Source organism: Streptomyces brasiliensis, assembly GCF_014647875.1.
Classification (GTDB): Bacteria; Actinomycetota; Actinomycetes; order Streptomycetales; family Streptomycetaceae; genus Streptomyces; species Streptomyces brasiliensis.
Genome location: NZ_BMQA01000030.1, coordinates 41165 through 54322, shown reverse-complemented (window position 1 = coordinate 54322; position 13158 = coordinate 41165). Strand labels below are relative to the sequence as shown.

The following is a 13158-nucleotide window of genomic DNA, read 5'->3' as shown; positions in this document are numbered from 1 at the left end:
TTCCGGCCACTGGCAAACCAATCCGCCGGTCAACTGGACTGCCAGTCCTGCCCGTTGGTTAAGCGATCAGTCGGAGAGGGCAGACCACTGTCAGGCAAGCAGTCCAATTGGACTGATCACTGGATGGGATGCCGAAAGTGGATGGGAGACGAGCCCATGGACATCCACCTGTTCGGGGTGAGCGTCCCGCTGGATCCGACCGAGCTCGCGCTCTGGTCGCTGGGGGCGCTGGGGTCCCTGACGGCGTGGCTGGGCCGGCGCGCCGTCGAGCGGAGGCGGTCACGGCGGAAGGGCTCCACCGCCGCGGCTATCCCCGCAGAACCCTCAGCAGCGGCTCGAGCGACCCGACGACGACCTCCGCTCCGGCCTCCCTCAAGAGCTTCGCTTTCCGTTCGTTACGCGCGTAGCCGAGGAACGGGACACGGGCCTCGACGGCGGCTTCGAGGTCCGACGGGGAGTCGCCGATCATCAGGGCGGCGGAGGGTGCTGCCCCCATCGCGTTCAGAGCCCGGTTGAGGCAGTGCGGGTCGGGCTTGAGGTGGTGGAGCTGCTGGGTGCGGCCGTAGATGTGCGGGGCGAAGCACTCGGTGAGGCCGCGGCTCGCGAGGTAGGCGCGGACCACCCGCGGGGAGTTGTTCGTGGCGATGGCCAGGCGCGCGCCGACGGCACGCCAGGTGCGTATCAGGGGATCGGCGTAGGCGGTGGGCATCGCGGTGGACGCGGCCCTGAGCTCCTCCTGGGTGAGACGTTCCTCCAGCACCGCCACCAGATCGCTGCCGGGATGTCTGCGGTCCACCGCGCGCAGCACGATGTGCGGGTCGAGCGACTCCCGTTCGGCCTCCGTGAGCAGGCCGTGCAGTCCGCGGCCCTCCAGCCACTCCACCAGTTCGCCTGCCACCAGGTCCGCCGAGTGCCCCGCGAACAGCCGGCAGATGGGTCCGTCGAAGTCCCAGAGGACCACCTGGGCACGATCGGTCAGTCCACGAAGCTTCTCGATCTCGTTCGCCGTCTCCGCGGTCACCGCTTCAGTCTGCGTAATATCAGAAGTCACTAGGAGAGTGTCAGGTCCGTCGTGATGGTTTCCCAGAGGGCGTCGAACCACTTCTGCGATTGCTCCACGAACGCGGCGTCCCGCTGACCGGCCCGCTTCTCGAAGGAGAAGAGGAGGGACGTGGAGCCCACGGCGTCGAACATCTCGAGCGTTCCGGTGTCCGTGGACTCCTCCCGGCGCGTGACCATGTAGTAGCCGATCAGCGCCTCCGTGCCGTTGAGCAGGTAGAGCTTCACCGGCGGTGTGAACGGCAGCGCGCGGAACGTGACCTCCACGTCGATGTCGTGAGTGCTCCGCAGCGCCTGCAGGTTGTACCTGAGGACCTGCCCCTGGGCGTTGCGCATCTTCAGCCAGCGCTCGTGGACCTTGTCGTCGCCGCTCCGGCCCTCGACCGGGACCGGGAAGGCGAGATTGATCTCCCGGGACGGCAGCAGGAGGCGCACATCCAGTCTCTCGGGGCGGATGCGTTCCTCGTGGATCAGGCGGAGGGGTTCGCTCACCGCCAGCATCAGGGTCTCGGCGGTGAGGCAGACCGCGTCTATGCGCACGTGCGGGGCCGAGAAGGCCTCCGCGAGCCGGGGGCCCAGGCTGACCATGGTCGGCTGCGGCTCATCCACCGAAGGCGCCGGCTCCGCGATCCGCGGTGGGCTGCCCTTGCTGACGTTGCTGAGGAGGCCGTCGTCCTGGAGGACGCGGAGGGCCTGGCGGACCGTGCCGCGCTCCACGCCGAACTCCTCGGCCAGTTCGGCCTGCGTGGGCAGGCGGTCTCCCGCCCTGAGGTCGCCGACGCGGATGCGTTCCCGCAGGGTGTCGGCAATCTCCTGGGGCGAGAACCTTCTGCTGACGTTCACTGCCACGTTCTCCTGGGTCACGACCAAACGCTACAACCTTGGTCCATCTAAGGGGAGTTGCCCCGAAGTTGTTTATGGATAGTAGCCAAGTGGGGACAACCTATTCAGAGTTGGCTGCCAACTTAACCGAGTTGGCGGAAGTTTTGCTTCCTGGCAGCCTGAAGGGGGATCCACCGTGCCTGCCCTCGCCCTCATCTCCGCCGTCTTCGTCGTCGGCTTCGAACAGCTCGTGCAGTGGAAGTACGGCGCCACCGGAATCGTCGGCCTGCTCCTGCTCACCATAGGCCTCAAGGCCAAGAGTCCGGCGGTAAGCTCCGCCGGAGCCGTTCTGCTCGCGGTGCTGCTCGCCGGCCCCGCTCTATGACGTCAGCTGCAGTTCCGAACTGATCGTCTCCCACAGGGCGTTGAACCACAGATGGGACTGCTCGACGAACGTCGAGTCGCGCAGTCCGGCGCCCTGCTCGAACCCGAACAGCATCGATCGTGTGCCGTCCGAGTCGTACATCTCCAGATGCTCGTGCTCGATCTCCCGCTCGCGGCGGGAGAGCGTGTAGTACGCGAACAACGCCTCCATGCCGTTGAGCAGGTACAACTTCACCGGCGGAGTGAACGGCAGCGCACGGAAGGAGACGTGCACGTCGATCCCGTGCGTGGCGCGCAGGGCCTCCAGGTTGTGCCGCAGCACCTGGCCCTGCGCATTGCGCTGCGCCAGCCAGCGCCGGTGCAGCAGCCCCGCGGCCGAGGAGTGCACCGGCGCCGGGAAGGCGAGGTCGATGTCCCGGCTCGGCAGCAGCACCCGCACGTCGACCTTGGCCGGTTTCAATCGCCCGGCGTGGATCTGCCGCAGAGGTTCTCCGATCGCCAGTGTGAGCGAGACCGAGGTCAGGCACAGGGCGTCTATCTCGACATGCGGGGCGGCGAACGCGGCGGCCACCCGGGACGCCAGGGCCACCATGGTGGGCTGCGGAGGCGCCGCGGGGCCGGCCGGGACATGGCCGAGCCCCAGGTACGGGGCCACGGTGGCCGGGGCGCCCTTGGAAACGTTGGTCAGCAGGCGCTCCGACTGCAGGATGCGCAGCGCCTGGCGTACGGCCCCTCGCTCGACGCCGAACTCGTCCGCCAACTTGGCCTGTGTGGGCATGCGCTGACCTGGCTGCAGCACGCCGGACCGGATCCTGGTGCGCAGCTCGTCGGCCACCTCGTGATGTGACTTGTGTGGCCGTTGTGACCTGTTCCGCTCACCGGCGGAGGCGTGTTCCGGGTCCACACACAAACACTACAACTTCCCGCCATCTTTCGGCAGTTCATGGGAAGGTGGTTATGAGTCGCTTCCAAACGGAGATAAGTACAGTGAAGTTGGTGACCAACTTGAGCAACATGGTCAAACGTCCTGGTGGTTGGCCGACCGGGCTCCCTTCCGGAGGGGAGCCGGGAGCCCGGTCGGTCCGGCTCGACCACGGTCGAACCGCCGCCGCTGGGGGACTAAGACCGCTCAACGGCCACCCGCACGCACAGCCACAACTCAACACCGACAACTCAACAACGACTTCGCACAGCCACAACTTCATAGCTCGCTACGGATGAGTCAGCACTGTCGGCCGAGAGGAAGGAGCAGGTCAGGGTCAGAAGATGTCCGGGCACCACGGTCGCCCGGACGTGTGCAGCAGGGCGTCGGCCAGTCGGGCGGCGCCCTCTCGTCCTTCCCGGAGCCGGCCCAGCGCCGCCAGCCGCACCGCCGACTCGTCCCCGAGCCACAGCGTCGCCAACTCCCCCACGTCCAAGCTGAGATCGGCCCCCTCGGCACGGACGGGCGTGCACCTCGCGCCCTCCGGTGACACCTCCAGCCGGTAACGGCCCCCGGCCAGTCCGAGCCGGTCGGCCACCTCCAGCACCAGGGCACCCGTCCCGTCGTACGTCCGCGCCTCCAGAGCCCGTACGACGTCCAGGATCCGCACCCACAGCCAGTCGGCCTGCGTCGTGATGCGGGCCGCCCGCGGGTCGGGGAAGAAGAGGGGAAGCGGGTCGTCGGGACCGCGCCAGCCGCTCTTGACCTTCGTGATCCAGTCGATCGAGCACAGGTAGTGCCACAACGCGCGCTCCGCCGCCCGGGTCGAGGCGATCAGCCATTTCACGTCGGCGGTGTTGTGCGGCTGCTTGTCGTGCCAGTTGTCGTCGGACTTGTACGCCACCAGGCCCTCGACCTCGCCGGACGCCGCGCGGTACACGGCGTAGTACGGCTCGGTCCAGTTGTGGCCGAGGCGCACCACGCCGGTGCTCACACGCCACCACACCTCGTCCCGGCTGACGGCACCCGGCTGCGCCCGCCGGACGCGCTCGTGCAGCTCGGGGCCGAGCTTGCGCACCTCCGCGCCGTCCACGAGGTCGATACGGCCGCCGTCGTCCGGGCCCGCCCAGCGTGGGTCCAGGCCGGTGCGGGGCACCTCGACGGTCCACTCGGTGGTCCAGGTGGCGGGGCCGAAGCCGTAGCGGCCGTAGATCGGGTACTCGGCGGCGATGAGCGTGGCCACCACGTCGCCGCGTTCCTTCGCCGCCGCGAGGTCCTGGGCCATCATGCGGGTGAGGAGACCGCGGCGGCGGTGGGTGGGGGTGACGGTGACGCTGGTGACGGCGTCGGCGGGGACGGCCGCACCGCCGACCACCGTGAGCTCCTGCGCGAAGGAACGGAACGTCGCGACGCAGCGGCCGCCGTCGAAGGCGCCGAGGAGACGGTGGGAGGCGAACCGCTCGCGGGCGGCCTCCGCCTCCTCCGGCGACACGGCCGGCTCCCGCAGGAACCCGGTGTTCAGGGCGCGGAGCCAGTCGGGGAACTCGGCCTCGGTGACGGCATGGACGTCGATGTCTGCGGCGGGGCGGCTCATGGGGTCACGGTAGGCAGGTGGCGCGCCGGTGTCGCCCGGTTTTCCGGCCGCTGTCCGGCGGCCCGTCACATCAACAGGTCGTCCACCTGCGCCTCGCCCTCCCGGTACCGCCGGGCGATCTCCGCGCTGCACTCGTCGGTCGTCCGCTGCAGCTGCTGGCGCCGGCGCGAGACCTGCTGCTCGTAGTGGACCAGCCGGCCCATCGCCGCGTTGAGTTCCAGGTCCGTACGCGCCTGCAGGTCGGACAGCTCGACCTCGGCGAGCATGTCGGCGGCCAGGCGCCGGTACTCCTCGCTCTGCGGAGTGCCCAGCGTGACGTGCCGGGCCGAGGAACGGTGGCGGGCCGGGCCGTCCGTGAGGATCTCCGGGAGCCGGTCGACGACGGGGGAGTCCGCGGGGGGCACCAGGGAGGCGGCGCCCCGGCGGGAGAGTTCCGCGCGCAGGATGTCGATACGGCCCTGCAGCAGCCGTCGTACATAACTGAGGTCCGCCTCGTCGCGCTGGGCGTCCCGGCGCAGGGTGCGCACCTCGGGCAGGCCCAGCCGGGTCAGGTCGGGTTCGGGCGGGTCCACGGGCGGGGGCGGACTGTCGCTGCGCTGCGCGGGCGGCCGGTGCGTCTCCGGGCCGCCCGCGCGGGCCGCCGCGACCGCACCGGGCGGCTGCCCGGTACTCGGTGTGCTCATGTGCCTCAACCGTCCCCTCGACCGGCGTACGGATGCATCGTGCCACCCCAACCGGACACTATGTGACCGAGTGCCCCCGAACGGCCCCAGATGGGGGGTTAAGGAGCAAAAATAGACCCCCTGCAGACCCGGGCGGCGCACGCGGCATCATGGTCGGCATGCGTGCAGTGGTGCAGAGGGTGGACGGCGCGAGCGTCGTCGTGGACGGCGAGACGGTCGGGTCGATCGAGGGCGAGGGGCTGTGCGTCCTGGTGGGGGTGACGCACGAGGACACCAAGGAGAAGGCGGCCCAGCTCGCCCGCAAGCTCTGGACGGTCCGCATGCTGCAGGACGAGAAGTCGTGCAGCGACATCGACGCCCCGCTGCTCGTCATCAGCCAGTTCACCCTGTACGGGGACGCCCGCAAGGGCCGTCGGCCCACCTGGAACGCCGCCGCGCCGGGTGACGTCGCCGAGCCGCTGGTCGACGAGGTGGTCGCGCAGCTGCGGTCGCTGGGCGCGACGGTGGCGACGGGCCGCTTCGGCGCGCAGATGCGCGTCTCGCTGACGAACGACGGCCCGTTCACCGTCCTGCTCGAGATGTAACCCCAGGAAGACCGGTGGATCTCTAGGGCTCTACGACCGTCTCCTGGGCGGCGGCCGTCGTACCGGCCACCAGCCGCGCGTCCAGCGGTACGTTCCGCTTGACCAGGGCGAGGGCGACCGGGCCCAGTTCGTGGTGGCGTACGGACGTGGTGATGAAGCCGATCTTGCGGCCGTCGGGGCCCTCGTCCGCGAGGTGGATCTCGGTGCCGTGCGTGGGCAGGTGGACCTCGCTGCCGTCGAGGTGGAGGAAGACGAGGCGGCGCGGGGGCTTGCCCAGGTTCTGCACACGGGCCACCGTCTCCTGGCCGCGGTAGCAGCCCTTCTGGAGGTGGACGGCGGTGCCGATCCAGCCCAGCTCGTGCGGGATCGTACGGTGGTCGGTCTCGAAGCCGAGGCGGGGGCGGTGCTGCTCGACGCGCAGGGCCTCGTGGGCGAGGATCCCGGCCGGGGGGCCGGCCTTCTCGGCGTACGACTCCAGGTCCGCGCGGGGCAGGAAGAGGTCGCGGCCGTACGGCGTCTCGCGTACGACGACGCCCTCGGGGGCCTCCGCGATCGAACCCGCCGGCAGGTGTACGACGGCGTAGTCGGCGGTCCGGTCGGCCACGTCGACCTTGTAGAAGAACTTCATCGACTCCAGGTACGCGATCAGGGCGTCCTGGGTGCCGGGCTCGACGTGGGCCCAGACCGTCTGGCCGTCGTCGACCAGGTACAGGACGTGCTCGATGTGGCCGTGCGCGGAGAGGATCAGCGCCTCGGTGGCCTCCCCGGCGGGGAGGTCGCTGACGTGCTGGGTGAGGAGGAGGTGCAGCCAGCTCAGCCGGTCCTCGCCGGAGACGGTGACGACTCCGCGGTGCGAGAGATCGACGAAGCCGGTGCCGTCGGCGAGGGCGCGCTGCTCGCGGAACAGATCGCCGTAGTGGGCGGCGACGCCTTCGTCCACGCCCTCGGCGGGGACGGCGCCGGGCAGGGACAGCAGGGGGCTCTTCATGATGACAAGCCTACGACTCGGTAGTTGAAGTCTTCAGGGAGCAGTCCCTGCACCGGCCGAAGATCGCGAAGTGCTTCATGTCCGTCTCGAAGCCGAAGCGGTCGCGCAGTTTGGCGGTGAACTCGGCAGCGACCGAGACGTCCGTCTCGATGACGTTCTGGCAGTCCTGGCACACCAGGTGGATGTGGTGGTGGCGGTCGGCGAGGTGGTACGTCGGCGCGCCGTGCCCGAGGTGCGCGTGGCTGACCAGGCCCAGCTCCTCCAGGAGCTCGAGGGTCCGGTAGACCGTGGAGATGTTCACCCCCGACGCGGTCCTGCGCACCTCGCAGAGGATGTCGTCGGGGGTGGCGTGCTCCAGGGTGTCCACGGCTTCGAGCACGAGTTGCCGCTGCGGGGTCAGCCGGTAGCCGCGCTGCCGCAGATCACTCTTCCAGTCGGTGCTCACCACACTGGAAGTCTAGGACCATCTCGGCGAAGGCCTACTTGAAGAACGCGATCCCGTCGTCCGGCAGGTCGTCGGGCAGGGCCTTCGCCCAGCGCTCGACCTCCTCCGGAGTGACGACCTTCTTCAGGTGGGCGGACATGTAGGGGCGCAGCTCCACCTCGGGGGTCTGCTTCTCGCCGACCCACATGAGGTCGCTCTTGACGTAGCCGTACAGCCGCTTGCCGCCGCTGTACGGGCTGGACGCGGCTGTGCGGGCCACGGCGTCCGTGACCAGGTCGATCTGCGGCTTCTTGTGGGCCAGCTCGCCGTACCAGATCTCGATGACGCCGTCGTCGCGGGTCATCGTGACCTCGACCTTGCGGTCCGCGTCGACGCGCCAGAAGCCGTACTCGGACTCGAGCGGGCGGACCTTGTTCCCGTCGTTGTCCAGCACCCAGGTGTGGGAGCGGTACTCCAGGAAGTCCCGCCCGTCATGGGTGAAGGTGACCTCCTGCCCGAAGTTGCACTTCTCGGAGCCGGGGAAGTCGTGCACCCCCGCGCCCGCCCAGTTGCCGAGCAGGAAGGCGAGGGGGACCAGGTCCTTGTGGAGGTCGGACGGGATCTCGATCATCAGTGGCAGCTTTTCCTGGAATTTCCGCGGACTCGGATCAGCGCTGGCCCTGGTACAGCTTCTTCACGCTCAGTGCGGCGAAGGCGAGGACGCCGACGCAGACCAGGACCAGCAGGGTGTCGAACAGGATGACCACGGGTGCTCCTCGGTGAGCGTGTGCTGTACGTACGTAAGGCCGGACCCCAGCTTACGCGGCCGGGGCCCGGCCCTCCGTGCGGGTGCTCCCATCGGGCGTCAGCCCAGCAACTGACTCTGCAGGGTCACGGTCTGCTGGAAGGGGACGGCGGGGGCGGTGCCCTTGCGGGCCTGGACGATCACGCCGATGGTGTCGCCGGCCGAGAGGTACGCCTGCCTCACCTGCTCGGCGCCGTACGGCTTGCTCTCCGCGTACACGAAGTTCGTGATGTCGTCGACGGCCGCGCGGTACGGGAAGTCCTCGTCCCGCTCGGACGTGGCGGCGCCGCGCACCGGGTACGCCGGGGAGCTGAGGGACGTCAGCTCCGTGCTGACCACTTCTTCCGCGACGGCCGCGGTGTTGAACTGCAGCAGGTAGATCCGGGTACGGGTGCCGTCCGGCATGGTCCAGCCGCGGGCGGCGACGTGCCGCAGGCCGTATTCGGTCAGCAGCTGCGCGACCGTGTCCCGGTCCGTCTCTTCGGCGTACTCCGCCAGAAAGGTCCTCGTCGGCAGCCAGCCGTCCGTCCCGCGCAGCCCCGCGTCGGCCTTGGCGCCCTCGGGCGCGGGCAGCAGCAGTTTGCGCAGGTCCGCGTAGTGGGCGCCGGACTTGTCGACGTCGGCGAACGGGGCGGGGCTGCCGGCCGGCAGCGGCGGCTTGACGAGGGTCGGGTAGTCCCAGCGCCCGTCCGACTCGGTCGCAAGGCCCGGTACGTCCGTGCGCTCCATCCGCGTGATGCCGTACGCCGTTCCTGCCCCGACGGCCGCGAAGACGGCGACGGCCGCGGTCCAGCGCAGGACGGCACGCAGGACTCGGCGGTCCTTCTTCGGAGGCGAGGCCCGGATCTCCGGGGGATCCACCGGCATCGGCAGCGACGGCACCTGTGGCCCGTCGTGCGCGGCCGCCTCGACCGGTTCCATCTGCTCGGTCTGCTCGGTCTGCTCGGTCTGCTCGGTCATACCGCCTCCCCCGGCTCGGCGATGCGGTCGAGTTGGTCGCGCAGCATCCGTGCCGCGCCCTCCTTGTTCAGGGGCTTGCCCGCGGTGGCGGTGGCGGTGACCAGCACGTCGCCGACGTACGCGGAGCAGACCATCATGTCGAGCTTCTCGCCCGAGTCGGCGGGTGGCAGGAAGCAGGCGGCGTTCTTGTGGCCCTCGATCTTCGGGCCCTTGCGGAAGATCTTCATGGCGTCGAAGAACTCCTGCTGGACGGTGGCGATGGAACGCACGGTCCGCTGGTTGTCCATCCGCGCGAGCACGATCTCGAGCGTGAAGGCGTCGTACGAGTAGGAGTCCGAGCCGACCGCCCGGGCGTCGCTCACATAGCTGCGCATCGCCATTCCCTTGGTCGGGTGCTTGTCGATCTGCCGCTCCAGCTCGCGGCGCTGCGAACGGGGCAGGTACCTGACCGACTCCTTGCGCAGGGCAGTGGCCTCACCACCGGACAGCTCGGCATCGGAACCGAACTCCCCGATGTCAGGACCGCGGCCGTAACGGTCGGTGCCGTACGGCAGGAGCATGCCCCTCAGCCCATCGCCACCGGCCGCCGCCTCCTTGCCCTCGTCGGCCTCGGGAAACCGCCAAACGGGCGCGCCCGGGTCCCGGTCGGCACCGTTGACCGTCACGACGGTGTACCCGGCCCCGGCCACGACCGCGAGGAGCAGCAGGGCGGTCCCGGCGATCGCGGCGATACGACGGGGCCGGCGGGCGGGGGTCGCGGTGCCGTCGTTGTTCTCGGTCGTCACAGCCGCTCCATCTGCCGCTTCGCCAGGTCCATGATCTTGTTCTTTGTGATCGGCTTCGTGTCGTAGACCCAGATCTCCATCGCGATGTCACCGCGCCAGGCGTGCGCCTCGGCCCTGTACACGTCCATGTAGCCGGGCTCGCTGTCGGGTGTGTGATGGACGTACGCCATGCCGTCGCCGGTACCGGGGATCGGCCAGCTGTCGGCGGCCGAGTCCTTGTCGGCCCAGAAGTGAGCGTCGACGGCCGCGTCGAAGGCGGCGAGGTTCTCCTCCTGGCGGTACTGGACCAGCCGGATCTCGACGTTGTACGTGCTGCCCTCGCGCCAGTTGGTGACGGCCGCGCGGCGGAACTCCTGCTTGATGAGGTTGCGGACGGCACCGGTCGGCTTGCCGAACGTGTCCGCGTAGTCGGCCAAGCCGAGCCAACCGTCGTTGCCCGCGGTGTACAGGGCCTTGCGAGCCCCACCCGGCTGCTTCAGCAGCAGCTTGCGCAGATCGCCGTCCGTCTTCACCTTGTGGTCCTGCGCGGCCGACAGTGGCTCGGGCCCCTTGCCCTTCGCCTGCGCGAGCGTCGGCTGTGAGAGCGAGGGCAGTGCGGTGGGCTTCCGGTCGGCCTGGATCAGATAGCCGGTGCAGGTACCGGCGACCAGCCCGAGTACGGCGGTGGTGGCTAGCAGCAGAGTCGTACGGCTGCGCCGACGCGCGCGGGGCACGGGCGGCTCTTCATGCAATTCGGGTACATCAGGTACTTCCAAGACGTCCCCCCACAGAACGTGAAGCGCGGATTCCGTATCCGCGCTTCACAGCAGACTCATGGGAAACGCCCGCGGTTGTAAGGGAGTTCGATCACGACTTGATGTAATCGACGAACCCGGGTACACGCTGCCACCCCTGGTGCCCGCGCCCCCGCCCACACCCCGCCGCAAGTCGAGGGCCGCGCTCGGAGCGATCAGCGTCGCCTGTCTGCTCGCGTGCCTACTAACCTTCCCGGTATGGCGAAGAAGCTCGTGATCAAGGTGACCGCCGGGACCGACGCTCCCGAGCGTTGCTCTCAGGCGTTCACCGTCGCCTCCGTGGCCGTGGCCAGCGGAGTCGACGTGTCCTTGTGGCTGACCGGGGAGTCCGCGTGGTTCGCGCTGCCGGGCCGGGCCGCCGAGTTCGAGTTGCCGCATGCCGCCCCGCTGCCAGATCTGCTGGACGCGATCCTCGCCGGCGGTCGGGTGACCCTGTGCACGCAGTGTGCGGCGCGGCGCGAGATCACGGAGAAGGACGTCATCGACGGCGTACGGATCGCGGGCGCGCAGGTCTTCGTGCAGGAGGCGCTGGGCGAGGGCACGCAGGCACTCGTGTACTGACAGCTACTGACGACCGGCGGCGCTAGTGCCGCTTCTTGCCGTCCAGTTCGTCCCACCACTCGTCCGACTGCGGGTCGCCCGAGGGGTCGTCCCACCAGCGGTCCTCGGGGCCGCGGCGGTTGGCGATCATCGCGGCGACCGGCGGGATGATCATCGCGACCACGCACATGCCGACGGCCGCGGGGACCGACCAGATGCGCACGACCGTCCAGGCCAGGACGAAGAGCCCGATGCAGATCCCCATCATGGCGAAATAGACGTGCCGACGCCGGGCGTACATAACTCAAGAGTAGGTCCGAACAGGCCGAAGGACCGCGCCCCGGGTGGGCAACCCGTGGGGTGCGGCCCTCGGTCCGTCGGGGTGCTGCTCAGACCGCGATCGCGACCTCGGCGAGGCCGCCCTGCTGGGCGACGACCGTGCGGTCGGCGGTAGCGCCGGGCACGAGGGCGCGGACGGTCCAGGTGCCCTCGGCCGCGTAGAAGCGGAACTGTCCGGTGGCGGAGGTCGGGACCTCCGCGGTGAACTCGCCCGTCGAGTCGAGGAGCCGGACGTAGCCGGTCACCGGCTCGCCGTCACGGGTCACCTGACCCTGGATCGTGGTCTCACCGGGCTTGATCGTCGAGGCGTCCGGGCCGCCGGCCTTCGCTCCACACATACTGATTCTCCAGAGGTCTTGAAAGGTCGGTCTTACGCAGTTACTTGGCGGCGCCGAGCTCGATCGGCACGCCGACGAGAGAGCCGTACTCGGTCCAGGAGCCGTCGTAGTTCTTGACGTTCTGCACACCCAGCAGCTCGTGCAGGACGAACCAGGTCAGCGCGGAACGCTCACCGATGCGGCACAGGGCGATGGTGTCCTTGGCAAGGTCGACCTGCTCGTCCTCGTAGAGCGCCTTGAGCTCCTCGTCGGACTTGAAGGTGCCGTCGTCGTTGGCGTTCTTGGACCACGGGATGTTGCGGGACGTCGGCACGTGGCCGGGGCGCTGCGACTGTTCCTGCGGCAGGTGCGCCGGGGCGAGCAGCTTGCCGGAGAACTCGTCGGGCGAGCGCACGTCGACGATGTTCTTCGCTCCGATGGCCGCCACGACCTCGTCGCGGAAGGCGCGGATGGACGTGTCCTGGGCCTTGGCCTTGTAGGCGGTGGCGGCCCGCTGCGGGACCTCCGTGCCGTCGACCAGCTCGCGGGCGTCCAGCTCCCACTTCTTGCGACCGCCGTCGAGCAGCTTGACGTTCTCGTGGCCGTAGAGCTTGAAGTACCAGTACGCGTACGAGGCGAACCAGTTGTTGTTGCCGCCGTACAGGATCACCAGGGTGTCGTTGCCGATGCCCTTCTCCGACAGGAGCTTCTCGAAGCCGGCCTGGTCGATGAAGTCGCGGCGGACCGGGTCCTGGAGGTCCTTGGTCCAGTCGATACGGATGGCGTTCTTGATGTGGTTCTTCTCGTAGGCGGACGTGTCCTCGTCCACCTCCACGATGGCGATGCTCGGGTCGTCCAGGTGCTCCTGGACCCAGTCGGCGTCTACGAGGACGTCGCTGCGGCTCATGCTCTTTCTCCTCCGGGGCAGTTGCGGCGGGGCGTGCGGGTGCGAGGGGCGCGCGCGGACAGGGCGCGGCGCAGGGGTGCCCTGAGCTGGGCGGCTGGGATACGGAAGACCGAGGTCCGGTGTTCCCGCTCAGAAGGTGCGACAGAGCATGGCGGCAACGCGGCACAGGTCTACTGCCCGCCGCTTCGTGAGATCCGCCTGTCGCTTCATAGAGACCGATCGTAGGGACGGACCGTGGGGCGTGTCACCGG

Annotated in this window: 17 protein-coding genes; 3 read left to right on the top strand and 14 right to left on the bottom strand. The window is 69.3% G+C overall.

All coding sequences use genetic code 11. The annotated features are described in order from the left end of the window. Positions 1-307: 307 nt before the first annotated feature. Positions 308-1021 (bottom strand): HAD family hydrolase, encoded by a 714-nt coding sequence (locus IEZ19_RS32415; RefSeq protein ID WP_229841120.1) that lies wholly within the window; start codon positions 1019-1021, stop codon positions 308-310. Between the two features lie 29 nt (positions 1022-1050). Further along, complete coding sequence (locus tag IEZ19_RS32410; protein ID WP_189314876.1) at positions 1051-1929, bottom strand: GntR family transcriptional regulator; 879 nt, start codon at positions 1927-1929, stop codon at positions 1051-1053. Between the two features lie 148 nt (positions 1930-2077). On the opposite strand from IEZ19_RS32410, the gene IEZ19_RS32405 reads away from it, so the two are divergent. After that, complete coding sequence (locus tag IEZ19_RS32405; RefSeq protein ID WP_189314875.1) at positions 2078-2266, top strand: hypothetical protein; 189 nt, start codon at positions 2078-2080, stop codon at positions 2264-2266. Here IEZ19_RS32405 and IEZ19_RS32400 read toward each other — a convergent pair. From IEZ19_RS32400 to IEZ19_RS32390, 3 genes are all read right to left on the bottom strand, one after another. Beyond that, a complete protein-coding gene (locus IEZ19_RS32400) occupies positions 2261-3175 on the bottom strand; it encodes a winged helix-turn-helix domain-containing protein (protein ID WP_189314874.1) in 915 nt (304 codons plus the stop codon). The genes IEZ19_RS32405 and IEZ19_RS32400 overlap by 6 nt on opposite strands. A 349-nt stretch (positions 3176-3524) precedes the next feature. Further along, complete coding sequence (locus IEZ19_RS32395) at positions 3525-4781, bottom strand: GNAT family N-acetyltransferase (RefSeq protein WP_189314873.1); 1257 nt, start codon at positions 4779-4781, stop codon at positions 3525-3527. A gap of 65 nt (positions 4782-4846) precedes the next feature. Further along, a complete protein-coding gene (locus IEZ19_RS32390) occupies positions 4847-5464 on the bottom strand; it encodes an RsiG family protein (RefSeq protein ID WP_189314872.1) in 618 nt (205 codons plus the stop codon). Between the two features lie 158 nt (positions 5465-5622). Between IEZ19_RS32390 and dtd the strand changes: the two genes are divergently transcribed. Continuing rightward, the gene (gene dtd / locus IEZ19_RS32385; protein WP_189314871.1) at positions 5623-6048 is read left to right on the top strand and encodes a D-aminoacyl-tRNA deacylase; all 426 of its coding nucleotides are present in this window, start codon (positions 5623-5625) and stop codon (positions 6046-6048) included. A 22-nt stretch (positions 6049-6070) separates the two neighbouring features. Here the strand turns inward: dtd and ygfZ are convergent, their stop codons facing one another. The 6 genes from ygfZ to IEZ19_RS32355 form a co-directional block, all read right to left on the bottom strand. Further along, on the bottom strand, positions 6071-7036 hold the full coding sequence (ygfZ, locus tag IEZ19_RS32380; RefSeq protein ID WP_189314870.1) for a CAF17-like 4Fe-4S cluster assembly/insertion protein YgfZ: 966 nt from the start codon (positions 7034-7036) through the stop codon (positions 6071-6073). A gap of 10 nt (positions 7037-7046) precedes the next feature. Further along, positions 7047-7484, bottom strand: coding sequence for a Fur family transcriptional regulator (locus IEZ19_RS32375; protein WP_189314869.1), 438 nt, complete (start codon positions 7482-7484; stop codon positions 7047-7049). A gap of 31 nt (positions 7485-7515) precedes the next feature. Beyond that, a complete protein-coding gene (locus IEZ19_RS32370) occupies positions 7516-8091 on the bottom strand; it encodes a heme-binding beta-barrel domain-containing protein (protein WP_189314868.1) in 576 nt (191 codons plus the stop codon). A 234-nt stretch (positions 8092-8325) separates the two neighbouring features. Continuing rightward, the gene (locus tag IEZ19_RS32365; RefSeq protein WP_189314867.1) at positions 8326-9225 is read right to left on the bottom strand and encodes a hypothetical protein; all 900 of its coding nucleotides are present in this window, start codon (positions 9223-9225) and stop codon (positions 8326-8328) included. Then, positions 9222-10010, bottom strand: coding sequence for a hypothetical protein (locus tag IEZ19_RS32360; RefSeq protein WP_189314866.1), 789 nt, complete (start codon positions 10008-10010; stop codon positions 9222-9224). The genes IEZ19_RS32365 and IEZ19_RS32360 overlap by 4 nt, the downstream gene beginning before the upstream one ends. After that, positions 10007-10723 (bottom strand): hypothetical protein, encoded by a 717-nt coding sequence (locus IEZ19_RS32355; RefSeq protein ID WP_308429036.1) that lies wholly within the window; start codon positions 10721-10723, stop codon positions 10007-10009. The genes IEZ19_RS32360 and IEZ19_RS32355 overlap by 4 nt, the downstream gene beginning before the upstream one ends. A 279-nt stretch (positions 10724-11002) precedes the next feature. Between IEZ19_RS32355 and IEZ19_RS32350 the strand changes: the two genes are divergently transcribed. Next, on the top strand, positions 11003-11365 hold the full coding sequence (locus IEZ19_RS32350; protein ID WP_189314864.1) for a DsrE family protein: 363 nt from the start codon (positions 11003-11005) through the stop codon (positions 11363-11365). A 22-nt stretch (positions 11366-11387) separates the two neighbouring features. Here IEZ19_RS32350 and IEZ19_RS32345 read toward each other — a convergent pair whose 3' ends face one another. The 3 genes from IEZ19_RS32345 to IEZ19_RS32335 all read right to left on the bottom strand — a co-directional run bounded on the left by IEZ19_RS32345 (position 11388) and on the right by IEZ19_RS32335 (position 12907). After that, positions 11388-11645, bottom strand: coding sequence for a DUF3099 domain-containing protein (locus IEZ19_RS32345; protein ID WP_189314863.1), 258 nt, complete (start codon positions 11643-11645; stop codon positions 11388-11390). Between the two features lie 88 nt (positions 11646-11733). Continuing rightward, on the bottom strand, positions 11734-12021 hold the full coding sequence (locus tag IEZ19_RS32340; protein ID WP_010351646.1) for a DUF1416 domain-containing protein: 288 nt from the start codon (positions 12019-12021) through the stop codon (positions 11734-11736). 40 nt (positions 12022-12061) lie between these two features. Next, positions 12062-12907: a sulfurtransferase gene (locus tag IEZ19_RS32335; RefSeq protein WP_189314862.1), complete on the bottom strand. Its 846-nt coding sequence runs from the start codon at positions 12905-12907 to the stop codon at positions 12062-12064. Positions 12908-13158 lie beyond the last annotated feature (251 nt).

What these genes read in the sequence shown, in the direction of transcription:
- IEZ19_RS32395 (WP_189314873.1), bottom strand. Translation starts at nt 4,781, where the DNA reads ATGAGCCGCCCCGCCGCAGACATCGACGTCCATGCCGTCACCGAGGCC.
- IEZ19_RS32390 (WP_189314872.1), bottom strand. Translation starts at nt 5,464, where the DNA reads ATGAGCACACCGAGTACCGGGCAGCCGCCCGGTGCGGTCGCGGCGGCC.
- dtd (WP_189314871.1), top strand. Translation starts at nt 5,623, where the DNA reads ATGCGTGCAGTGGTGCAGAGGGTGGACGGCGCGAGCGTCGTCGTGGAC.
- ygfZ (WP_189314870.1), bottom strand. Translation starts at nt 7,036, where the DNA reads ATGAAGAGCCCCCTGCTGTCCCTGCCCGGCGCCGTCCCCGCCGAGGGC.
- IEZ19_RS32370 (WP_189314868.1), bottom strand. Translation starts at nt 8,091, where the DNA reads ATGATCGAGATCCCGTCCGACCTCCACAAGGACCTGGTCCCCCTCGCC.
- IEZ19_RS32365 (WP_189314867.1), bottom strand. Translation starts at nt 9,225, where the DNA reads ATGACCGAGCAGACCGAGCAGACCGAGCAGACCGAGCAGATGGAACCG.
- IEZ19_RS32350 (WP_189314864.1), top strand. Translation starts at nt 11,003, where the DNA reads ATGGCGAAGAAGCTCGTGATCAAGGTGACCGCCGGGACCGACGCTCCC.
- IEZ19_RS32345 (WP_189314863.1), bottom strand. Translation starts at nt 11,645, where the DNA reads ATGTACGCCCGGCGTCGGCACGTCTATTTCGCCATGATGGGGATCTGC.
- IEZ19_RS32340 (WP_010351646.1), bottom strand. Translation starts at nt 12,021, where the DNA reads ATGTGTGGAGCGAAGGCCGGCGGCCCGGACGCCTCGACGATCAAGCCC.
- IEZ19_RS32335 (WP_189314862.1), bottom strand. Translation starts at nt 12,907, where the DNA reads ATGAGCCGCAGCGACGTCCTCGTAGACGCCGACTGGGTCCAGGAGCAC.